Origin of the sequence: Cupriavidus pampae (assembly GCF_914271485.1) — a bacterium.
Lineage (GTDB): Bacteria > Pseudomonadota > Gammaproteobacteria > Burkholderiales > Burkholderiaceae > Cupriavidus > Cupriavidus pampae.
The window spans coordinates 1-21,944 of record NZ_CAJZAG010000004.1 but is presented as its reverse complement, the minus strand read 5'-3'; the positions used below and the strand labels follow the sequence as shown (position 1 = coordinate 21,944).

17 protein-coding genes are annotated in these 21,944 nt (G+C 63.9%); 12 read left to right on the top strand and 5 right to left on the bottom strand.

All coding sequences use genetic code 11. From position 1 onward, the window contains the following. Genes rfbG through LDO41_RS10935 form a run of 6 tightly spaced genes read left to right on the top strand, consistent with a single transcriptional unit; the run spans position 1 to position 5,470 of the window. Positions 1 to 1,092, top strand: coding sequence for a CDP-glucose 4,6-dehydratase (gene rfbG / locus LDO41_RS10960; protein WP_223988683.1), 1,092 nt, complete (start codon positions 1 to 3; stop codon positions 1,090 to 1,092). Continuing rightward, positions 1,089 to 2,342 (top strand): class I SAM-dependent methyltransferase, encoded by a 1,254-nt coding sequence (locus LDO41_RS10955; RefSeq protein ID WP_223987206.1) that lies wholly within the window; start codon positions 1,089 to 1,091, stop codon positions 2,340 to 2,342. Before rfbG ends, LDO41_RS10955 begins: the two co-directional genes overlap by 4 nt. Beyond that, positions 2,339 to 2,890 carry a dTDP-4-dehydrorhamnose 3,5-epimerase gene (rfbC, locus tag LDO41_RS10950; RefSeq protein ID WP_223987203.1) on the top strand — a complete coding sequence of 184 codons (552 nt, stop codon included), beginning with the start codon at positions 2,339 to 2,341 and terminating at the stop codon, positions 2,888 to 2,890. The genes LDO41_RS10955 and rfbC overlap by 4 nt, the downstream gene beginning before the upstream one ends. 47 nt (positions 2,891 to 2,937) lie before the next feature. After that, entirely contained in the window at positions 2,938 to 4,008 is a 1,071-nt protein-coding gene (locus tag LDO41_RS10945) for an FkbM family methyltransferase (RefSeq protein ID WP_223987200.1), read from the top strand. An 8-nt stretch (positions 4,009 to 4,016) separates the two neighbouring features. Further along, positions 4,017 to 4,826, top strand: coding sequence for an NAD-dependent epimerase/dehydratase family protein (locus LDO41_RS10940; RefSeq protein ID WP_223987184.1), 810 nt, complete (start codon positions 4,017 to 4,019; stop codon positions 4,824 to 4,826). Beyond that, positions 4,817 to 5,470: an LbetaH domain-containing protein gene (locus LDO41_RS10935; RefSeq protein WP_223987181.1), complete on the top strand. Its 654-nt coding sequence runs from the start codon at positions 4,817 to 4,819 to the stop codon at positions 5,468 to 5,470. Before LDO41_RS10940 ends, LDO41_RS10935 begins: the two co-directional genes overlap by 10 nt. 82 nt (positions 5,471 to 5,552) lie before the next feature. Here the strand turns inward: LDO41_RS10935 and fliE are convergent, their stop codons facing one another. Continuing rightward, positions 5,553 to 5,876, bottom strand: coding sequence for a flagellar hook-basal body complex protein FliE (gene fliE / locus LDO41_RS10930; protein ID WP_223987178.1), 324 nt, complete (start codon positions 5,874 to 5,876; stop codon positions 5,553 to 5,555). Between the two features lie 393 nt (positions 5,877 to 6,269). Here fliE and fliF point away from each other — a divergent pair, with 393 nt between their 5' ends. The 6 genes from fliF to LDO41_RS10900 all read left to right on the top strand — a co-directional run bounded on the left by fliF (position 6,270) and on the right by LDO41_RS10900 (position 13,310). Next, positions 6,270 to 7,952, top strand: coding sequence for a flagellar basal-body MS-ring/collar protein FliF (fliF, locus tag LDO41_RS10925; RefSeq protein ID WP_223987174.1), 1,683 nt, complete (start codon positions 6,270 to 6,272; stop codon positions 7,950 to 7,952). Then, a complete protein-coding gene (gene fliG / locus LDO41_RS10920; protein WP_223987170.1) occupies positions 7,939 to 8,952 on the top strand; it encodes a flagellar motor switch protein FliG in 1,014 nt (337 codons plus the stop codon). The genes fliF and fliG overlap by 14 nt, the downstream gene beginning before the upstream one ends. Positions 8,953 to 9,091: 139 nt before the next feature. Further along, positions 9,092 to 9,823: a flagellar assembly protein FliH gene (gene fliH / locus LDO41_RS10915; protein ID WP_377741599.1), complete on the top strand. Its 732-nt coding sequence runs from the start codon at positions 9,092 to 9,094 to the stop codon at positions 9,821 to 9,823. Next, positions 9,744 to 11,279 carry a flagellar protein export ATPase FliI gene (fliI, locus tag LDO41_RS10910; protein ID WP_223987133.1) on the top strand — a complete coding sequence of 512 codons (1,536 nt, stop codon included), beginning with the start codon at positions 9,744 to 9,746 and terminating at the stop codon, positions 11,277 to 11,279. Before fliH ends, fliI begins: the two co-directional genes overlap by 80 nt. Next, complete coding sequence (gene fliJ, locus LDO41_RS10905; RefSeq protein ID WP_223987130.1) at positions 11,272 to 11,724, top strand: flagellar export protein FliJ; 453 nt, start codon at positions 11,272 to 11,274, stop codon at positions 11,722 to 11,724. The genes fliI and fliJ overlap by 8 nt, the downstream gene beginning before the upstream one ends. 20 nt (positions 11,725 to 11,744) lie before the next feature. Next, positions 11,745 to 13,310, top strand: a complete 1,566-nt coding sequence (locus tag LDO41_RS10900; RefSeq protein WP_223987127.1) for a flagellar hook-length control protein FliK — start codon at positions 11,745 to 11,747, stop codon at positions 13,308 to 13,310. A gap of 439 nt (positions 13,311 to 13,749) precedes the next feature. On the opposite strand, the gene LDO41_RS10895 is transcribed toward LDO41_RS10900, so the two are convergent. The 4 genes from LDO41_RS10895 to LDO41_RS10880 all read right to left on the bottom strand — a co-directional run. Continuing rightward, a complete protein-coding gene (locus LDO41_RS10895; RefSeq protein ID WP_223987123.1) occupies positions 13,750 to 14,145 on the bottom strand; it encodes a hypothetical protein in 396 nt (131 codons plus the stop codon). Further along, entirely contained in the window at positions 14,142 to 16,559 is a 2,418-nt protein-coding gene (locus LDO41_RS10890) for a DUF637 domain-containing protein (RefSeq protein ID WP_223987120.1), read from the bottom strand. Before LDO41_RS10890 ends, LDO41_RS10895 begins: the two co-directional genes overlap by 4 nt. Before the next feature lie 294 nt (positions 16,560 to 16,853). Continuing rightward, on the bottom strand, positions 16,854 to 17,201 hold the full coding sequence (locus LDO41_RS10885; protein WP_223987115.1) for a hypothetical protein: 348 nt from the start codon (positions 17,199 to 17,201) through the stop codon (positions 16,854 to 16,856). A 445-nt stretch (positions 17,202 to 17,646) separates the two neighbouring features. Further along, on the bottom strand, positions 17,647 to 21,944 hold a 4,298-nt coding region (locus LDO41_RS10880; RefSeq protein WP_223987112.1), incomplete at its 5' end, for a DUF637 domain-containing protein.

Below are 21,944 nucleotides of genomic sequence, written 5' to 3'. Positions count from 1 at the left end.
ATGCGCGGCCCTGCCGACCCGAATGACGTTAAGGACATCCTCGCCGCCTACCGTGGGCGGCGCGTCTTCGTCACCGGCCACACCGGCTTCAAAGGCGCGTGGCTGGCGCTGCTGCTCGCGCGCTTCGAGGCGCAGGTGAGTGGCTACGCGCTGGCGCCCAACACCGAACCAAGTCTGTTCGACGTGGCGGACGTCCGATCGGCGCTGGTGCGCCACACGATCGCGGACATTCGCGACGCCGCCACACTCGCGCAGGCCATGCAGGACGCGCAGCCGGAGATCGTGCTGCACCTTGCCGCGCAACCGCTGGTGCGTGCCAGCTATCGCGATCCGTCGCAGACGTGGTCCACCAACGTGATGGGCACCGTCAACGTGCTCGAAGCCGTGCGGGCCTGCCCGTCGGTGCGCGCCGTGATCGTGATCACGACCGACAAGTGCTACGACAACAAGGAATGGCTCTGGGGCTATCGGGAAACCGATCCCCTCGGCGGCCATGATCCCTACAGCGCCAGCAAGGCTGGCACCGAACTGGTTGCCGCCAGCTATCGCAAGTCGTTCCTCGCGGAACGTGGCGTGCTGCTGGCCACTGCACGTGCCGGCAATGTCATCGGCGGCGGCGACTGGTCCGAAGACAGGCTGATTCCCGATGCCGCGCGCGCTGCCGCTGCCGGCCGCGCGCTGGAAATCCGCAGTCCGCAGGCCACGCGACCATGGCAACACGTGCTCGAGGCGCTGCACGGCTACCTGCGTTTGGGTAGCCGTCTGCTCGAGGGAGACGCCGCGTTGGCCGACGCCTTCAACTTTGGTCCGGAGCCACGCGACAACCTGCCGGTTGCCACGGTGCTGCGTGGCCTGCAGTCACACTGGCCCGAACTGGACTGGAAGCATTGCCCCCCGCCGGGAGCCGCGCCGCACGAGGCGCGCAACCTGTATCTGGACGCCGCGCGAGCCCGAACCGTACTGGGCTTGACTCCACGCTGGACGCTGGAAGAGGCACTGGCCGCGACGGCGCGCTGGTATCGCACCGTCCAGCTTGAACCTTCTCGCGCACGCGCCATCACTGAACAACAGATCGAGCAATTCTGCGCATGAACGCTCAACTTACCGTCCATCCGGCGAACTGCCGCGCCTGCGGCGCGCCGCTGACCCATTCCATGGTGGACCTTGGCCTGTCGCCGGTCTCCAATGCCTTTATCAAGCCGGAGAACATCGCGCAGGGCGAGATGTTCTACCCGCTGCACGCGATGGTCTGCGACAGCTGCTGGCTCGTGCAGTTGCGCGACGCCACGCCGGCCGAGACGCATTTCCACGACGACTACGTCTACTTCTCGTCGTACTCGACGTCGTGGCTGGAACACGCGCGCCGCTACGTCGAGGCGATGACCGCACGCTTCGGCCTGGGCCCCCAGAGCCGCGTGATGGAAGTGGCCAGCAACGACGGCTACCTGCTGCAGTACTTCCAGCAGGCAGGCGTGCCGTGCCTGGGCATCGAGCCATCGACCAATACCGGCAAGGCCGCGCGCGCCAGGGGCATCGACAGCCGCGAACTGTTCTTCGGCGAGCGGACCGCCCGCGCGCTGTGCGTGGAAGGCTGGCAGGTAGACCTGCTGCTCGGTAACAACGTGCTGGCGCATGTGCCCGATATCAACGACTTCGTCGGCGGCATGCCGGTGGTGTTGAGGCCGGAAGGTGTGGTGACGCTCGAGTTCCCGCATCTGCTGCGTCTGCTGGAGCAGAACCAGTTCGACACGCTGTACCACGAGCATTATTCCTACCTGTCGCTGACCGCGCTGGTACCCATTCTGGCGCGCGCCGGACTGCGGGTGTTCGACATCGAGCATCTGCCCACGCACGGTGGCAGCCTGCGGATGTTTGCCTGCCACCAGGGTGCGAAGCATGTCACCACGGCAGCCGTGCAGGCGTGTCTGGATGAAGAACAACGCGGCGGCCTGACCTCGGTCGAGCGCTACGCCGCATTTGCCGAAGGCGTACGCCTGGCCCGGGTCGACCTGCTGGCGTTCCTGATCGATGCGCGCCGCAAGGGCAAGCGCGTGGCAGCCTATGGCGCCGCGGCCAAGGGCAACACGCTGCTGAACTATTGCGGCATCGACTCGGATCTGATCGAGTACGTGGTGGACCGTAACCCCGCCAAGCAGAACAAGCTGCTGCCGGGCTCGCGCATTCCCGTCCTCGCGCCGGAAGTCATCGAGACACGCAAGCCGGACTACCTCGTGATCCTGCCGTGGAACATCAAGGACGAGGTGATGGAGCAGATGTCCGGCATCCGCGCCTGGGGCGGCCGCTTCGTCGTGGCCATTCCCGAAACCGTGGTGCTGCCGTGATCTTCACGCCGGCCCGCATTGCGGGCGCCTGGATCGTCGATCCCGAACCGCTCGCTGACGAGCGTGGCTTCTTTGCCCGCACCGTCTGCGTGGACACGTTTGCCGAGCATGGCATCGATGCGCGCTTTGTCCAGCAGAGCGTGTCGCGCAACACGCGCGCGGGCATCCTGCGCGGCATGCATTTCCAGCAAGGGGAGCACGCCGAGGACAAGCTCGTGCGCGTGACCACTGGCGCCGTGCATGACGTGATCCTGGACCTGCGCGTCGATTCCCCCACGTATCTGCAATGGCAGGCCGTGGAGCTCGACGCGCGGACGCAGCGGGCCATCTATATCCCGAAGGGCGTGGCGCATGGCTTTCAGACGCTGTCGCCGCTGTCCGAGGTGTTTTACCAGATGACGGTGCCTTTCGTACCCGGCAGCAGTGCCGGCGTGCGCTGGGACGATACCGACATCGGCATTGCCTGGCCCGACTGCGCGGAGCGCCTGATTTCCGCAAAAGACCTTGCCTTGCCCACACTGGCCGAACTGCAGGCACTGGCCAGCTGATTCCCGATTCAACCTGAACACACTGACTACCCGAAGCGGAGCCACCCATGACGACTGAACATTTGCAGAAGCTTTCCGACGCGTTGCGCACGGTGGGCGGCAGCGCCGCTGCCCGCGACAAGGTCATTGCCCTGTGCAAGAACATCGAGCAGGACCTGTCCGGCTATGAAGGCAGCGTGCGCGACGACATCACCGGCCCGATCGTCGACGCGCTGTACAACGAGGAATCGCGCCTGCGCAAGACGCTGTCCGACGGTACCGTGTTCGAATTCCTGTACCGCACCAAGATCGCCCGCGACTTTCTGATGAGCTCGCCGGCCGCGCCGGACCACGTGTGGGAACCGCAAACCACCAAGCTGCTGGTCAAGCTCTGCGAGCGCGGTGGCCATGCCGTGGTGGGCGGCGCCTACTTCGGCGATCAGGTCATCCTGATGGCGCGCCAGCTGGCGCGTGCCGGCGGTACCTGCCACGCGTTCGAGCCCAATGCCGATCAGCTCGGCATGCTGCGCAACAACGCCGAACTGAACAAGGTGGAGAACATCCGCAGCTGGCGCCTGGGCCTGTGGTCCGACAGCACCACGCAACTGCGTCTGGTCGGCCATGACTCGTTCGCCTACGCCGAGCAAAGCACCGGCCCCGCTGGCGATGACAGCTTCAAGACGGTGACGATCGACGACTACTGCGCCCAGCAGAACGTGGACAAGCTGAGCCTGATCATGCTCGACATCGAGGGCGCGGAACTGAACGTGTTCAAGGGTGCCGCCAAACAGCTGGCCCGCCCGGCCGGCGAAGCCCCGAACCTCGTGTTCGAAGTGCATCGCCACTACGTCGACTGGAGCCGCGGTCTGGAGAACGCCGAGATCATCAAGCTGCTCAAGGACTACGGCTACAGCGTCTACGCCGTGCGCGACTTCAACTCGAACGTCGACATGCAGGGCCGCCCGGTGGAACTGGTGCCGGTGGACAACGTCTACCTCGAAGGTCCGCCGCACGGCTTCAACATGGTCGCGGTCAAGGACCCCGCGCTGCTGCAAGGCCAGGGCTTTGCCGTCGTGCCGGGCGTGAGCCCGAAGCTGCTCTGGCACCGTGATCCGGCGCTGCACCACCCGGTCAACTGAGGAACGCGATGCGCTGTACCGTCATCGGCGGCGCCGGCTTTGTCGGCCGCCGTCTGGCCGACACGCTGCGGCGTGCCGGCCATGAAGTGTGGGTGCCCGCGCGCGGCGATCGCGCGCTGCTGACTCGCGAGCTCGGTCACGTCTTCTATTGCGCGGGCCTGACCGCCGATTACGCTGCCCGGCCCTACGACACCGTGACCGCGCACGTCACGCTGCTGTCCGACGTGCTGCGTGCCAATCGTTATCAGCACCTGATCTACCTGTCGTCGACGCGGCTCTACGATTCGTCGCAACTGCCGCAGGGTGACGAGGCCGCGGCGCTGACACTGCAGCCCGCCAATCCGCGCGCGCTGTACGACTTCACGAAAGGGCTTGGCGAAAACCTGTGCCTGACCGTGGCGGGCGGCCGTACCGCCGTGGCGCGACTGTCGTGCGTGTTCGACTGGGCGCCCGACTCGCCCGGTTTCCTGTCCGAATGGCTGATGCGTGCCGCCAGCGAGCGCGCGTTCCAGCTCGACAGCGACTCCGGCTTCGTACGCGATTACATCCACCTTGATGATGTGGTGCAGGCGTTGACCGATATTTCCACGCGCAGCGCGGGGGGCATCTTCAACGTGGCCAGCGGCGAGAACGTGTCGAACGGCGAGCTGGTCGAGGTCTTCAACGCTGCTGGCTGGGACATTGCGATGACGCGCAAGTCGCCCACGCAACGCGCCGCGATCTGCAGCACCGCGGCGCTGCGCGCACTGGGTGTGGTGCCGCGCGACGTACGCACGGTCGTGGCCGACTATCTGGCAGGCATTCGCCCATGGAACTGATCGGACAGACCCGCGATTCGCTGGCCGCCTATACCTGCGCGCAGGTGGCCAACCTGGTGCCCGACGGCCGCAACGATGCGCTGTTGCCCGTGGTGTTGCGTCATATCGACGAGGCACTGGCGCGCACCGCGCGGTGCATCGACGCCGTGCGCATGTGGCGGCCCGGCCAGTTCAACTACCTGCACTCGTCACAGTATTGCCAGTACCTGTACTACCTGGCCAATACGATCTGGCGCAACGAGCGCCATGGCGAGGCATGCACGAAGCTGTTTCTGCTCAACAAGGCGCTGAACGCGATCGATCTGTTCTACGAGATCGAGATGCCGGAGGTGTTCTTCATCGGCCATTCGGTGGGCATCGTGCTGGCCAAGGCCACCTATGGCAACTACCTCGTCCTGTATCAGAACTCGACGGTGGGCAAGAATCACGGCATTGCGCCCGTGATCGGCGACGGGGTGGTGATGTACCCCAATACGGCCATCATCGGCCGCAGCCACGTACGCGACGGCTCGGTCATCGCGCAGGGCGTGAGCGTGCTGAACCGCGAGACGCCGGGCTATTGCCTGGTCTATGCCGGCCAGGCCGGTGACCTCGTCTGCAAGCCCGCGCCCGAACGCGCCGCCGAGGAGTATTTCCGCCTCTGAGTTTTCGCGTCTGAATGCAAAAAGGCCCGCACAGGATGCGGGCCTTTTTGCTACGGCCGCAGTCAGCGGCCGTACCGGTGTATCACACCGGCATATTCATCATTTCCTGATATGCGGCGGCCAGGCGGTTGCGCACCTGTACTGCGGTCTGGAACGAGACGTTGGCCTTCTGGAGGTCGATCATCACGTCGTTCAGCGCCACGCCCGGCTTGCCGAGTTCAAACGCCTCGGCCTGAGTGCTGGCGTGCTCCTGCGTGGCGTTGACGCGCGCGAGCGAGCGCTGCAGTTCACCGGCAAAGCCGCTCGTGGTGGCGGCCTGCGTCGAGGCCGCGCTGCCGCCGGATGCGGTCTGGGCCAGGCCGCGCAGTTGCTGCAGCATGCTTTCGATGGAAGAAATCGTGGTCATGTCGGAGATCGGTCCAGCAAAGGTTGGAAATCGGGGTCGAAACCGTCCTGATTCGCACGATGCGCCTGATGCATCACAAGAAGACGGCTTCCCACCTGTTTCGGCCCTCGCACTGTAGACCCGGGCCGCCTCCATCCAAAGGTTGAAATCACGCGTAAAACCTCGCCTATTCAGCCGATTGTGGATCCGCCGTTTGGCCGATGATCGCTACCGTGCCGAATCTGGCGTGCGGTCGTGTATTTCCTTCCGCCCGTCTTGGCGACCATCGATAACTTCGCGGGGAGTACGCGTGTTTTTCCAGCAGCGTAATGAAAGCCGTGCCGAAATGAATAACGGCAAGACCAGCCAGGCTGGTAAGGGCAGGGTTTCCCCGGCCAATTCGGAGACGCGTGCATGAACGCCGCCGCAGCCCTGCCGGGCGGTTCCGCGCTGCTCGACAAGATCAAGGCCAATCCGCGCCTGCCGCTGATGCTTGGTGGTGCCGCGCTGGCCGCCGCCATCGCCGTCGGTGTGATGTGGTCCCGCGCACCTGACTACAAGGTCCTCTACACGAACCTGTCGGAGCGTGACGGCGGCGCAGTGATCGCCTCCCTCCAGCAGATGAACGTGCCGTACAAGTTCGCCGAAGGCGGCGGTGCGGTCATGGTGCCCGCCGACAAGGTGCATGAAATGCGTCTGCGCCTCGCCTCGCAGGGTCTGCCGAAGAGCGGCACCGCGGGCATGGAGCTGATGGACAACCAGAAGTTCGGCATCAGCCAGTTTGCCGAACAGGTGAATTACCAGCGCGGCCTCGAAGGCGAGCTGGCACATTCGATCGAATCGATCGCCGCCGTGCAGTCCGCGCGCGTGCACCTTGCGATTCCCAAGCCGACGCTGTTCGTGCGCGAGCGCCAGAAGCCCACGGCCTCGATCGTGCTGCAGCTGTATCCGGGCCGCGCGATCGACGAAGGCCAGGTTGCCGCCATCAGCCATCTGGTGTCGTCAAGCGTGCCTGAACTCACGCCGAAGTCGATCTCGATCGTCGATCAGCACGGCAACCTGCTGTCCGGCAACAGCGACCGCTCGCTCGATGCCACGCAGCTCAAGTTCGTGCAGCAGATCGAGCAGAACTACGTGAAGCGCGTGGAAGCGATCCTCGCGCCGATCGTCGGCAAGGACAACGTTCACGCGCAGGTCACTGCCGACGTGGACTTCTCCACGGTCGAGCACACCGACGAAAGCTACAAGCCCAACCAGGATCCGACCCACGCGGCGATCCGCAGCCAGCAATCGAGCGAGTCGAGCCAGGAAGGCGCGGCACCGGTCGGTGGCGTGCCCGGCGCGCTGTCGAACCAGCCGCCCGCCGCCGCGCAGGCGCCGGTTGCCCAGCCGCAGCCGCCGCGTCAGCCGGGTCAGCCGAATCCGCCGCCGCAGGCTAACCAGGCCACCACGCAGCAGGCCACGGCCGAGAAGACCGGCCCGCGCAGCAACCGCCGCGACTCCACCACCAACTACGAACTCGACCGCGTCGTGCGCCATGTGCAACAGGCACCGGGCGGCGTCAAGCGCCTGTCGGTCGCGGTGGTCGTGAACTATCGCCAGAAGGCCGATGCCAAGGGCAAGATGGTTGCCGAGGCGTTGCCGGCCACGATGATCACGCAGATCGAGAACCTGACCAAGGAAGCGATGGGCTACTCGACCGAGCGTGGCGACTCGCTCAACGTGGTCAACAGCCCGTTCACCGACGATCGCGTGATCGAGCCGGAAGTGCCGCTGTGGAAGCAGCCGCAGATGATCGACCTGGCCAAGACCGGCGTCGGCTACCTGCTGCTCGCGATTCTCGCGCTGTTCCTGTGGTTCAAGATCGCACGCCCGGTGGTCCGCAAGTACACCGCGCCGCCGCTGCCCGCGCCGACCGAGGCCGATGGCACCACGGAAGCCGTGCTGCTGCCGCCGGAAGAAACCACGAATCCGGAGATCCTGCGCCTCGCGGCCAAATACGAAAGCGATCTCGCGCTGGTGCGCGACGCCGCTCAGCGCGACCCGCGCCTGGTCGCCAGCGTAATCAAGCAATGGATGGCCAATGACGAAGGTTAAGACCACCACCCCGGATAAGGGTCTGCAGAAGAGCGCCATCCTGATGATGGCGATCGGCGAGGATTCCGCTGCAGAGGTATTCAAGCATCTGTCGCCGCGTGAGGTGCAGGGTCTTGGCTCGGCCATGGCCAGCCTGTCGTCGGTGACGCGTGAGGAAATGGCCGAGGTGCTCGCCGAGTTCCGCGGCGAGACCGAACAGTATCTGGCGCTGAATGTCGATTCGAGCTCGTTCATCAAGAGCGTCCTCAACAAGGCGCTCGGCGAGGAACGCGCGCTGTCCGTCATCGAGGACATCCTCGAGTCGCGCGATCCGGGCGGTGGCATCGATTCGCTCAACTGGATGGATGCGACGTCGGTGGCCGAACTGATCAAGGACGAACACCCGCAGATCATCGCGACGATCCTGATTCACCTGGATCGCCAGAAGTCTTCCGAAGTGCTGGGCTACTTCACCGAACGCCTGCGCAACGACGTCATCCTGCGTATCGCCACGTTCGGCGGTGTACAGCCGGGCGCGCTGCAGGAGCTGACCGACGTGCTGACCAAGCTGCTGGCGGGCCAGAGCCTGAAGCGCAGCCGCATGGGCGGTGTCCGCACGGCGGCCGAGATCATCAACCTGATGAGCACGGCCCACGAAGAAGCGGTTATCGACGGCGTACGTACGCACGACGCGGACCTCGCACAGAAGATCATCGACGAGATGTTCCTGTTCGAGAACCTGCTCGAAGTGGACGATCGCGGCATCCAGCGCGTGCTCAAGGAAGTGGCAACCGAGTCGCTCATCGTCGCGCTCAAGGGCGCGCCGCAAGAGCTGCGCGACAAGTTCATCCGCAACATGTCCACGCGCGCCGGCGAAATGCTGCGCGAAGACCTCGATGCGCTGGGCCCGGTACGTGTTTCGCAGGTCGAGGCTGAGCAGAAGGCCATCCTGCAGGTGGTGAGACGCCTGGCGGAAGCCGGCGAAATCCAGATTGGCGGAGGTGACGATGCCTATGTCTGAACGCGGCTTTGCCGCAGGCCGCGGGTTTCCCGGCAGCAAGAATCCGACCTTCCAGTCGGACCGCGAGCTGGATCGCCAATTCGATCGCTATCCCGATCGACCATCGGAGCGGCAATCGGAGCGTCAGTCGGATCAGCAGATGGACCGTGGCAACGGCGGCTTCCAGTCGTTCGAAGCGCCGCGCGGTCCCTCGCGCGGCCGCGGCGACAGCTGGCAGCGCTGGCAGATGGTCTCGCTCGATCCGCGCGACCGGCTTCGGGCGCTCGAGGCGCAAATGCCGGTGGAACCCCCTCCTCCGCCGCCAATCGACTTCGAAGCCATCGATGCGATGCGCGAAGGCGCGCGCAAGGAAGGCTATGCACAGGGCTACAGCCAGGGCCAGACCCAGGGCTACGGCGACGGCCACCGCGAAGGCTATGCGCGCGGCCTCGAGTCGGCACGCACGGAAGCGGCACGGTTGCAGGAACTGGCCGGCAACTTCCGCGATGCGATCGGCCGCGTCGATGCAGAGATTTCCGAATCGTTGATGACGCTCGCGCTCGACGTGGCGCGTCAGCTCGTACGCAAGACCATGGAGCTCGACCCGGCCGCGCTGCTGCCGGCCGCGCGCGAACTGCTGACGTCCGAACCCGCGCTCGCGGGCTCGCCGGCACTGCTGCTCAATCCGGACGATGTGGCGCTGGTGGAAACCCACTTGCGCGGCGAACTCGAAGCCGCCGGCTGGACCGTGCGCCCGGATCCGTCGATTGCGCGCGGCGGCTGCATCGCCAGCGCCGCGAGCGGCGAACTCGATGCGAGTCTCGCCACGCGCTGGAGCCGCGTCGTCAAGGCGCTCGGCCGCAACGATCCGTGGGAGCCACCTCATGCATGACGCACCCGCCAACGGCCAGCAGGGAGCTTCGGCGCCTGCCGCCTCCCAGAAGCACACGCACCTCTGGCGCGAAGCGCTGACGACGGCATCGGCCGGCCTGGCCGACCTCGACAGCAAGCGTACCTGCGGCCGCCTTACGCGCGCGGCAGGTCTTGTGCTCGAAGCCGTTGGCCTGCGTCTGCCGGTTGGCAGCGACTGCCTGATCGAGCTGCCTTCGGGTCAGCATGGCCATGGCGGTCCGCGTACGGCGGAAGCCGAAGTGGTCGGCTTTGGCGCCGATCGTCTCTACCTGATGCCGCAATCGGATGTGGTCGGCCTGGTGCCCGGCGCGCGCGTCTATCCGCTGGAACCGTCGCCGTTGCCGGCTGGCGTGGCACAGCCGCGCGAGCCCGGCTCCAAGCGCCTGCCCGTGGGCGAAGGCCTGCTGGGCCGCGTGCTTGATGCCGCCGGTCGTCCGCTCGATGGCCTTGGCCCGATCACGGCCGCCAGCGAAGTGCCGCTGGCCGGTACGCAGATCAATCCGCTGACGCGCGCACCGATCGATACGGTGCTGGACACCGGCGTGCGCGCGATCAACTCGATGCTCACGGTCGGCCGTGGCCAGCGTATGGGCCTGTTCGCGGGCTCCGGCGTCGGCAAGAGCGTATTGCTCGGCATGATGGCGCGCTATACGAACGCCGAAGTGATCGTGGTGGGCCTGATTGGCGAACGCGGTCGCGAAGTCAAAGAATTCATTGAGAACATCCTCGGCGAGGAAGGTCGCAAGCGCTCGGTCGTGGTGGCCGCACCGGCCGATACCTCGCCGCTGCTGCGCATGCAGGGCGCCGCGTATGCGACGCGCCTGGCCGAATACTTCCGCGATCAAGGCCGCCATGTGCTGCTGATCATGGACTCGCTCACACGTTATGCGATGGCACAGCGCGAGATCGCGCTGGCGATCGGCGAGCCGCCGGCCACCAAGGGCTATCCGCCTTCGGTCTTCGCCAAGCTGCCGACGCTCGTCGAGCGCACTGGTAACGGGCCTGAAGGTGGCGGTTCGATTACCGCGTTCTATACGGTGCTGACCGAGGGTGACGATCAGCAGGATCCGATCGCCGACTCGGCGCGCGCGATTCTCGACGGCCACATCGTGCTGTCGCGTAGCCTCGCCGAGGCCGGCCACTATCCGGCCATCGACGTCGAGGCATCCATCAGTCGTGCCATGACGGCATTGATCGACGCGCCGCAGTTTGCCTCCGTACGGCGCTTCAAGCAGTTGATGTCGCGCTACCAGCGCAATCGCGACCTGATCAGCGTCGGTGCCTATGTGCCCGGCAGCGATCCGGAGGTGGACCTCGCGATTCGCATGCATTCGCGCATGGAGGCCTTCCTGCAGCAGGACATTCCCGAGCGCGCGGACTACGCAAGTTCGGTTGCCCACCTGCATCAGCTATTCGAGAGGATGCAACATGTCTAAGCCCTCACCGCTGAATACGCTGGCCGATCTGGCCCAGGACAGCACCGACAAGGCCGCACGCGAGCTCGGCCGTCTGCAGGGTCTGCGCACACAGGCGGAGCAGCAGCTGGAAGCGCTGACGCAGTATCGGCAAGAGTACCGCGAGCGCATGCAGGCGATTGCCGCGGAAGGCATGACCTCGAGCCGCTGGCAGGACTTCTCGCGCTTTCTCGATTCGCTCGACCAGGCGATTCGGCACCAGACCAACGCGCTCGCCAAGGCGGAGGCGGACCTGATCGCGGGCCACGCCAACTGGCAGCACCACAAGCGTCGCCAGAATTCGTTCGATACGCTGATTACGCGCGCAGAGACGCGCGAGCAGGCGATCGTCGCGCGTCGCGAGCAACGCACGAACGATGAGTACGCGGCACGCATCGTTCGCCAGCCGGCCAACGGCCAAAACTGAACACCCAACACCTGCCAACCATGATCGATATCAGCAAGATTCTCGGCACCGGCGCCGCGAAGACCACCGGGGCAACGGGCAGTGCCAGCGGCACCATCGATGCCGCGTTCCAGGACGCCCTCTCGCGCGCACGCCAGCAAAGCCCGCGTCGCCCGACCACGACGTCGAACACGCAGGCGCAACAGTCGTCGCAGCCGGTCAAGGCCAAGCCCGCCGACAAGTCGGCCGAGAAGACCAACGAGAAACCTGCTGACAAGTCGACGGCCCAGAACACCGGCAAGTCGGATCAAGCCGACGGCAAGAGCACGCCGTCGAGCCAGCCCGCGCAGGCAGCGAAGACCGATACCGAAGACAAGAAGGACGTCGATACCGCACAGACTGCCGAGGAGGCTGCCAAGGCAGCCGCTGCCGCGGCCGCCGCGCTGGCACTCGCGATGCTGGGTCAGCCGCCGGCACAGCAGCCCGCCACGGCCGGCAATGCAGTCGATGCCGCGTTGGCTGGCGTGAACGGTCTGCCGGGCGCGAACAGCGCTACCGGCAACACGGGCACGACCGCACAGGCCGGTACGCAAACGGCCACGCAAGCCGGCGCGCAGGCCACGGCAGCCGCCGCTGCCGCCACTCAGGCCGACGCCGCGCTGGCACAGCAATCCGATACCGTCGCCGCGCAGACCACGCTGCCGGCGGATGCCAGCGTCACCCAGACCATTACGCGTAGCCCGGCCGAAACGCTCGCGACCATCGCGCAGCAACGCGCCGCGGCGCAGAGCGCGACCAGCGGCACGGCTACCTCCGCGACCGACAAGGCGACGCAGCCGTCCCAGGCGGTTCAAGGTTCGATCACCCCGGCCACGCTCGCCAATCAGGACGCGCAGGGTGGCCGCTCGGGCGGTCATCAGTCGCAGGCGGGTCTCGGCCAGCCAGCGGCGGCCCAGCAACCGCAGGCGGCATCGACGAACGCGTCCGGCACCACCGCTTCGAGCTACGCCGCCGCGCAGGCCAACATCCGCACGGGCGAAGGTTCGGATACCGGTGCCACCAACTCGAGCAGCGCCGCCACGCTGGCTTCGGCCATCGCAGCCCAGGCACCGACCGCCGCCGCGCAAGCGAGCGCCGCTGCCGCCGCCCGTCCGGTCGTGGCGCCACAGCTCGGCGACAGCAACTGGTCACAGGCATTGGGCCAGCACATGGTGCGCATGTCGACGCAAGGCAGCCAGACCGCCGAGCTCGAACTCAACCCGCCCAATCTCGGCCCGCTCAAGGTTGTGCTGAATGTCGTGAACGACCAGGCCCAGGCCCAGTTCGTATCGCCGCATCAGGCTGTCCGTGCCGCAGTGGAATCGGCGTTGCCGCACCTGCGCACGTCGCTCGCGGAAAGCGGCATCCAGCTCGGCCACACCTCGGTGGGCGCCGAGAACTTCGCCGGCCAGCCCGGCAATGGCCAGCAGCAACAACAGCAACGCCAATCGTTCGCCGGCGGCCAGAGCAGCTTCGGCCAGACCACCAGCTTCGGCAACGAACCAGCAGCCCCGGTCGCGCGTCCGCAGCGCGTGCTGGCGCAAGGTGAAGTGGATACCTTCGCCTGATCTTGTACTCACGAGCTTCTTCCCGTCTTCGGGAAGAAGCCGCGAGGCAGCGCTCGCTGATGCCCGTCTCCCCCTAAGGTTCGGGATCCGCTGGCCCTCCCCACCGCAACGATGCCCGCTGCTTCGCGACGATGTCGCAAACCGCAGCGTACCGCCGCGCCGTATTCGCACCACCGTGACCCGCCGCACAAGAACGCGCGCGCTCGGCGAGCCGAGCTTTCAGCGGATTGCCACACTTCCATGCGGTACTCGATAAAGAGCGGAACGCGTCGTTGATCGCCCGGATGCTGTCGGCCTCGATGTCCATGTGCATCGCCGACAGGAAACCGCCGCCTTTCGACTTCAACCGACCCAGCTTCTACTTGATGCCGTGAGGATTTCTATGGCAAAGCATCTCTTTCGGAAGGTGTCCATTGAAAACGCAATTAATTATTAATCTTTAACTAACCATCACTTCACTGGCCAGTACGCTAAATTTGATATTCGCCGACATGAACGCGATACTGAAGTGTCGAACCGCCCTTGCGGATCCAAAATGAACCCGCCAAGCCATCGCGGCTTCAGAGTTCGGATATTCAATCAATACTCCTCTCAAGAGAAGTTTGACATCATCACCGTCAATATCCAGCATCGATGGGCCAGGGAAAGCTTGTGAACAGAACCAGCAAACCGCTACAAACCTCAATTCACGCTCGCATATCCCGGACTCACCATCAAAAATAATTGTAACTACCAATTCAGAATTTTCGATTCGAAACTTAACGGATGTTTCCCCATATGATGGAAGCCATGTGTAAGGATTAAATACCTCTATACCTTTTCCCACTTTCTTCATCGTACTCCTCCAGGCGGATTAGATGTACCGGTTGGGGGCAGATTATTCCTGGTTAACTGTGCCGCAGCCAGATCATCAAAAGTCGTTCCTGCAGGCATATCTGGCACCTGCATTCCAGTTTTATTCGCACCATACCACTGCGACTGTGGTATCCCAGCACGAAATAGTGCAACCGAGGTTCGAGTGTTTAGTATCAGCTTCGTCCCATCCTGTGAGACCACGTAATCCACTGGCAACTGACTCGGCCTCACAAGGCCCTTCGTGATGGCCTCGGCCAAGTCGTCAACAGTGCTAATTTTTACTCCCGCGAGTTGGCTGTATTTTATAACTCCTTCAGGGCTAAAAGTGCCAGTCGAATTTATGCTCGATTGTGCAAAATTCGCGTTTGCAACCGAGCCCGATATGGCGGACCCGACGGCTCCAGTTCCCGTAATACCATCCACCAATGCCTGAACTGCACGTGCGAGATTGGTGTTGCCACTAAATAGCGACCCTTCGTATGCACCCAGCGCCGTCCCTATCTGCGAGAATGTTTGTGCCAACGCCTGCCGTTGTTCCGCCGTCAGCGTGCCACCGTTTTTTTGGAGTTCCAAGCTCGCACCCAGTAGTGCGGCTCCAATTGCATTCTTGCCTCCAGCATCGTTCGCAGCATTGAACTCGCTATACAATTCCGAAGCACGAACAACAGCCTGCTCTAGCTTCTGCAGCGCGGCAGCTCTTTCCTCTGGCGATGTTGCCAGCGCGAGAGCATCCTTTGCATCGGTCAGATCCGTATAGACCTTTGTTTGCGCCCGATCCAAGCCATCGAATTTCTCGGTGATCTCCTGCCGCTCTTCAGGCGACTTGGCTGCCGCTAGCTCCTTGCCTTTTTCGGTTAGTTGCTTACCGGAGAGCGCATTGTTCAGTGCCTCGTTCTGAGCGGCCCCAGCTGCAGCGTTGGCGTTTTGGCCCAACGCTGCCGCCAGCCCACCGCCCGCCAACATCGCGATCGCGGCCGTCATCGCGTTGTATGCCGGATTGTTATAGCTAGTCGTTGTCGTTATCGTGCCGTCCGCATTGAACGTAGTCGTCACGCTCTCGCCGCCGCCGTACAACCCGTCGCGCACCACCGGCGCCACGATGGCCGACGTCGCTCCGCCAATCGCCCCGCTCGCACAATCCCCACCCATCGCACTTTGCGCCGCGCAACCCAGCGCGGCGTGACTTGCCACGTTCTCCAGAGTCAGCGCATCGGTGGCCCCACCGATCCCCTTTGCCCCGAGGGCTGCCGCCTGGGCCACCAGATTGTTGAGCAGTGCCTGACCGAAGCTGCCTCCATTGAAGGCGGTGCTGACCCCCGCATTGATCAGCCCCGTGCCGATCATGCCGACTGCTTGCTGGTAGATGGTCCCGGTCGCGCCATCTTTTGCAGCTTGCAGTACGCCGCCGGCGCTGTTGCTGCCGGCGAGGTTTGCGAGCGTGTTGGTGTTTTTCAGCGACTGACCCCATTCGCTGACACCAAAGCTGCTGCCATCGAACGTAATGCCGTTGGTCAGGCCCGCCGTCACAGCCCCGATCAAGCCGGCTTGCGCGATCTTGCCGAAGTTAAGGCCCTGCCCCGAGACGATCTGGCTTGCCATGCTGCCAGCCATGCTTGACAGCGCGGCGACCATCATGGCCTGGCCGAGCGTCATGCTCGACAGCGCTACCCCCATCGCGGCCGCTGCCGCACCAGCCGTCACGATGGAAGCCGCAACGGCTGCCACCATTGCCACGATCTGCCCGATTACCCCGAGTCCCTTCTTCTCCTTGATGAACTGCGTATGTATGTCGTCGGCGACCGTGCCTTCGACGTAGTTCAGTCCGAGGCTTTCCTTGAGCTGCGCCACCAGCGCCGCGCTGGCGTCCGCGTCCACCGAACCATCCGCGCGCGTAATGCGGAACGCGTCGTTGATCGCCCGGATGCTGTCGGCTTCGATGTCCATGTGCATCGCCGACAGGAACCCGCCTGGCTGCACCACGGTGCCCGTGACGACGTTCCACCCGCCCTGCGCCTTGTATGCATTGGTGCCAATCGACACCACGTTCGGGCTGAGATCGATGCTCCCGGCTTTTACCGTCAGCGTGTCATTCGCGACGACCTGGCCGGTGTTGCGGAGTTGACCGTCCACAGCGATCTTGATGTTGTCGCCGCTGATCGTGCCGCCCGTGGGCAGCGACAGGGCCTGTGCGTAGCCCTCCGGCAGATAGACCTGCGGCACCAGCGCGTTGACGCTCGGGCAAACGCTGCTGGCTGCGGTGCATCGGGGGTCGGGCACCGCCTGCTCGACGTACCACAGCATGGGCGCGTCGAGCGCCTTGACCTGGTCGTCGGTCAGCGCCTGACCGAGGGCGATGTGGTTGGCCTTGGCGTAATCCGCCGCGTTGTTGTACAACGCCAGCTTCTGCTGGTCGTTGACCGACAGGTTGTTCTGGCTGTCCCACGCCGGTCCGTTGATAAAGCTCTGCTGACCAGTCTGGGTCAGCGCTGCCTGCTGCAGTTGCTGCGATTCGCAAGATGAGTCCGCCGGGACGCTAGCGAAGATAAAATAGTTTTGCAGATGGCAACGGGCACGGCGAACGTGGGTGTCTAATTCCTTGACGGGAGCTTTGACTCTAATCCGCGTCTCGCGTCAGGAGCGCGTCTCAGCAGACAGATGAGCTTCTTCTGTTCGGTCAATCAAATCCATCTAGCTTTCAATGAAATCTTCTACATGAAAGCTATGCGGCCAATCGCCGTTGTGGGACACCGCTTCTAGCTCAAGCACCGTTGGGTCCTCGATCGTGCACATAAATGACCCCCCGTGGCTAAGCAGTCGGTGCCGGAAATTCCAGTCCTTGTGTCTTGGCTCGATAACGCGGAGTGGTATCGCTAGGCGAATGCTGGTGAAAAATCCGACGCCCGTCGCTTTTCGTTGCTTGGCATCCATCGCATCCAGTTGAGCTAGGACGGCGACGCTTGTCGGGTCCGATCCGCGAAAGATCATGCGCAACGCGAACTTCTCTTCGAGTGTCAATGACATCGAACGAGTGATCAAATCAATATTTCCTATTCATCTTCGAGCCAATCGCGCGACGAACAGGGCCTCGGTCCGAATCGATACGGCCCGCGGTTTCTCACAGATTCCTCCACCGCCTTCTGGCTAAGGTCGACCCGATCATACTCACCGGAACCACGCGCTATTTCCAAACACATCGTTTCGACCAGCAGTGAGAAAGGGCGCGAACCAGTCAGCACACCAGTCAATCTTGCCTTGTAGAAGAGTAGAGATCGCCCACCTACTAACGTAGGTACGCTCGCGAGGATCGCGTACATGATTCCGTCGTTCTCTACCTTTATCCTGCATGGATGATCATAATCCTCCGGGAAATGATCAGCCAAAACATAGAGGCCGTCCTCGCGATCTACCAACCATCCGGATAGTTCTAGCTTCAATCCTTCATCGGCATCACGCATCCTCACGAGACTACTAACGTCCATTATTACCTTCCAATTACGATTGCATTAACGCCTTGAGACATCACGGATTCAAGTGCGCTGGCCAAAACGCCACGCGGTCCCGTATACGGATCTCTAGTCATATAGTAGCTCGTGCCGTTTACTGTGGTTTTGCTGTCTACAATCACGAAATGCCCGCCGACATTGACAATTACTGCTTGCCCATTCGACAAGGCATTGTCCAACTGTCGTGGCAACAATGCGGTCTCAACTGTGTTACGAACTCCGGCATTGGAAATGACTGATGAAAGCTCTGTCGCATTAACGCCAGTAGGCCTAATTCCATTTGCAAAGCTACCGATTGCCTCCTGTAGATTAATTGAGGTGCCCGTCTTATCGCCGATTACCATCGCCGCACACGCCGGGCCGCATACCGGTGCGTTGCCTTGCAAGACGACAGAGCCTGGCGGTTGGTAGGGGATAGTCCTGGGGATGCTAGCAGCCCCCCCAGCACCGTCAAGAACAGCCCAAGTCTTGACAAATTCCGTAATTCTGCCGTAGGCCGCCGCGCCGATCGGAATTGCTCCCAGAATCCCTGACAACCACCGATCCGCAGTCCCCAACTCCTGGCCGCTCAGAGTCTTGCCCGTCACCGCCTGATACAGCATCGCTGCCGACCCATAGTACGGCAACAGGTTCGACAGCATATCTGCTAGCTTGAGTGCCTGCTCTGGCGTCAGATTATTCATCTTCGCCAGCATCGCGGCAGCCTCCACTTGCCGCACTTGTGTATCGATTCGATTGAAGTCCTCTTGTGTGCAAGAACTCCCACACGCTGCCATCAGCCGCGCGTTCTCACGCGCTGCAATACCGCGTGCCGGCCCGTGTGATGTGGCATTGTTCAACGCCTCGTTCTGCGCCGCGAGCGCTGCTGACGTTGCGTCCGTGCCCAGCAACGCACCGATCGAGCCGCCGATCAGGGTAGATAGACCGACCGTGATGCCTTGCCGGATCTCGTCCTTGCTGTAGCTGACGACATCCGTCCCCGCATAGATCGCATCCCGGATCAGCGGTGCCGTCAGCGCGCTGACTGCTCCACCAATCGCCCCACCCGCGCAATCCCCTCCATTCAGACTCTGGGCCGCACAGCCGATCAGCGCGTGCGCTGCCGCGTTGGCGATGATGCTGTCGGTCGTTGCATTCTCGGTACCGATGCCGGGCAGCTTTACCCCTGCGGCGTTTGCCGCCAGTGCCGCCGCGTCGCGAACCAGCCCGCCTGCGAATGCCTGGCCGAAGCTGCCGCCATATACCGCCGTGCTGATCCCCGCGCTGATGACCGAGCGCACCACCGTTGCCTGCGCATAATTGCCAAGCTGACCGGCCGCCTGAGTCCAGTCGCCCTTTGCGAGGTTGTCCCCTAGGCTGTTGATGCCCGCGTTGTTGACGTTCAGCGCCCCCATCGCACCGTGCGTCAGCCCCGCAGTCAATCCAGATACCGCGCCCGCCTTGAGCGCAGCGCCAATGTTGAGCGTGCCGGTGGTGATGATCTGCGTCACCATGCTCGATAGCGTGCCCGCCACGAGACCGCTGAGGCCAGCAGCGATGGCGGCACCAATCGCCGATGTCGCAAACGCATTTCCCGCAACAACCGCCAACAGCGCTGCCCCCGAACCCGCTGTCATGATCGAGATCGCGACCGCCGCCGCCATCGCTATGATCTGACCCAGGATCCCGAGTCCCTTCTTCTCCTTGATGAACTGCGTATGAATGTCGTCGGCGACCGTGCCTTCGACGTAGTTCAGTCCGAGGCTTTCCTTCAGCTGCGCCACCAGCGCCGCGCTGGCGTCCGCGTCCACCGAACCATCCGCGCGCGTAATGCGGAACGCGTCGTTGATCGCCCGGATACTGTCGGCTTCGATGTCCATGTGCATCGCCGACAGGAACCCGCCTGGCTGCACCACCGTGCCCGTGACGACGTTCCAGCCACCCTGCGCCTTGTACGCATTGGTGCCAATCGACACCACGTTCGGGCTGAGATCGATGCTCCCGGCCTTTACCGTCAGCGTGTCATTCGCGACGACCTGGCCGGTGTTGCGTAGCTGGCCGTCTACAGCGATCTTGATGTTGTCGCCGCTGATCGTGCCGCCCGTGGGCAGCGACAGGGCCTGTGCGTAGCCCTCCGGCAGATAGACCTGCGGCACCAACGCGTTGACGCTCGGGCAGACGCTGCTGGCTGCGGTGCATCGCGGATCGGGCACCGCCTGCTCGACGTACCACAGCATGGGCGCGTCGAGCGCCTTGACCTGGTCGTCGGTTAGCGCCTGACCGAGTGCGATGTGGTTGGCCTTCGCATAGTCGGCCGCGTTGTTGTACAGCGCCAGCTTCTGCTGGTCGTTGACCGACAGGTTGTTTTGGCTGTCCCACGCCAGTCCGTTGATAAAGCTCTGCTGACCAGTCTGCGCCAGCGCAGCCTGCTGCAGTTGCTGCGATTCGGTGTACGGGTCGTAGTAGAACGACACATTGCCCGGGCGCAGTTCAGGGGGGAGCTGCGCGAGCAGACTGTCGGGCGTGACACCCGCCAGCACCGCAGTCGCCGCGCTCGGGTTGACGTACTGTGCCCCGCCTCCCGGTGTCGTGATCGGCGTACCGCTCGGCTTGGCGTTGAAGTGCCAATCGACCGACGGCGCCGTGCCGGTGGTGGGTGCACTGGGCGTGGCTACAATCACCGGCGTGAACTGCCACGGTTGCGTCGGATCCGCGGCCGGTGTGGTGGCCGGCAGCGAACCTGCCGGGACCGGTGCCGGGCCGAGGGAGATCACCTGCCGTGGCGTCGCCGCCGGCGGCGTCGGCTGATCGGGGCTTGTAATGCCATTGACCAGCGATGCACCCGTCAGGTCCACGCCCGCACCGAGCAGGTTGCCAGTGTTGACGATCTGACCACCCGCGTTCACCGTCAGCGCATTGCCGGCCTGAATGCCCGACGCGATATTGCCGATCGTCGCGCGGCCACCGGTGTCGTGCCAGCGGTCGCCACCGCTGCGATTCTCCTGCCAGCGGCCGACCCAGTCCGCATTCAATGCGATGGCGGTGTTGTCCACCCCGCCACTCGCCTGCACATTGACGTTGCGTCCACCGGTGATCAGCGCGCCGTTGTTGCTAACCGATCCGGTCTGGATGGTGACATCGCGCGCGGCCGAGATCACCGCGGCGGGACCTGCCGCCGCATCTTCCGTGGCCGAGCACTGGCTGTTGCCATACGTACCGCCGGGGTTGCAGCCACCCGCGTACGACGGATTCTGGCCACCGTAGCTCTTGTGCAGCTTGACCGGGTCGAGCGACTTGTTGACCAGCGATGCGGCCGTGATCGACACATCGCCGGAGACCGACTGGATCACCCCCGCCTGATTGGTCACCGTACCGGCGGTGGTGATACCAACAGTTCCCTGCGCCGCAAGCGTTGCGCTCAGGTTCTGCACGTTGCCGGCTTCGATGGTCAGCGTGTTGCCGGCCGCGATGGTGCTGGGCGTCTGCTTCCACGCCACCGACTGCACGGTCGGCGCGCTGTCGTCCGGGCAATCGCCGCCCGGCACGCAACCCTGTACGGTCGTGACATTGACCTCGTGCACGCCCTTGTTGGTAAAGGTACCGGGCGTGGTGATCTTGATATTGCCCGCCGCGGCGATATCGCCCGCGTTGGTCAGGTCGCCGGTGCCGTTGAGGGCAAGGCTGCCACCCGCGGTGATCTGCCCGGCCTTGCCGAGCTGATGCGTCACCGTGGTCTGCGTAGGCGCCACGACCGCGGCGCCATTGGTATTGACACCCACGTTCAAGGCCGCCGCGGTCATCGGCGGCGCGCCGCAACTGTCGCCCTCGCACGAGGGCGGGATGGTGCCGTACATCAGCTGGCTGTAGAGCGTCTTGACGCCAGTGTGCGGATCGACCTCGCCCAGCGCCTTGAGCCGTGCGAGGAAGGCGTCGAGCTCCGACTGATTGACGGTGTCGGTGACGATATTGACCAGCGTCGCCGAACGGCTGTTATCGAGCGTGCCGACATTGAGCGTAACGTTGCGCGCGGCGGAGACGATGCCGCCCTGGTTCGACAGCGTCGCGGCCGTGATGTCAAGGTTGCCACCAGTGACGATCTGCCCGGCCACGCCGTCGGTCTGCTGAACCACAGTGCGGTCCACCGTCGGCAAAGCAATCGGCTGACCGCTCTCATTGCGCGGAGCGTTGCTGGTGGCGTCGATCAGATGCCATGCGGGCACATACGTGATGCCCTGCTCGCCGCCCGGCGAATACGGGTAATAGCCAACTTCGGGTGCGATCGCCGTGCCGTCGGGAG

Bases quoted from the DNA above. Each gene is read 5' to 3' on its own strand.
- fliG (WP_223987170.1), top strand. From the start codon at position 7,939: ATGACGAAGGTTAAGACCACCACCCCGGATAAGGGTCTGCAGAAGAGC.
- LDO41_RS10900 (WP_223987127.1), top strand. From the start codon at position 11,745: ATGATCGATATCAGCAAGATTCTCGGCACCGGCGCCGCGAAGACCACC.
- LDO41_RS10895 (WP_223987123.1), bottom strand. From the start codon at position 14,145: ATGAAGAAAGTGGGAAAAGGTATAGAGGTATTTAATCCTTACACATGG.
- LDO41_RS10955 (WP_223987206.1), top strand. From the start codon at position 1,089: ATGAACGCTCAACTTACCGTCCATCCGGCGAACTGCCGCGCCTGCGGC.
- fliH (WP_377741599.1), top strand. From the start codon at position 9,092: ATGGACCGTGGCAACGGCGGCTTCCAGTCGTTCGAAGCGCCGCGCGGT.
- fliE (WP_223987178.1), bottom strand. From the start codon at position 5,876: ATGACCACGATTTCTTCCATCGAAAGCATGCTGCAGCAACTGCGCGGC.
- LDO41_RS10945 (WP_223987200.1), top strand. From the start codon at position 2,938: ATGACGACTGAACATTTGCAGAAGCTTTCCGACGCGTTGCGCACGGTG.
- fliJ (WP_223987130.1), top strand. From the start codon at position 11,272: ATGTCTAAGCCCTCACCGCTGAATACGCTGGCCGATCTGGCCCAGGAC.
- fliF (WP_223987174.1), top strand. From the start codon at position 6,270: ATGAACGCCGCCGCAGCCCTGCCGGGCGGTTCCGCGCTGCTCGACAAG.
- LDO41_RS10940 (WP_223987184.1), top strand. From the start codon at position 4,017: ATGCGCTGTACCGTCATCGGCGGCGCCGGCTTTGTCGGCCGCCGTCTG.
- fliI (WP_223987133.1), top strand. From the start codon at position 9,744: ATGCGAGTCTCGCCACGCGCTGGAGCCGCGTCGTCAAGGCGCTCGGCC.
- rfbG (WP_223988683.1), top strand. From the start codon at position 1: ATGCGCGGCCCTGCCGACCCGAATGACGTTAAGGACATCCTCGCCGCC.
- LDO41_RS10935 (WP_223987181.1), top strand. From the start codon at position 4,817: ATGGAACTGATCGGACAGACCCGCGATTCGCTGGCCGCCTATACCTGC.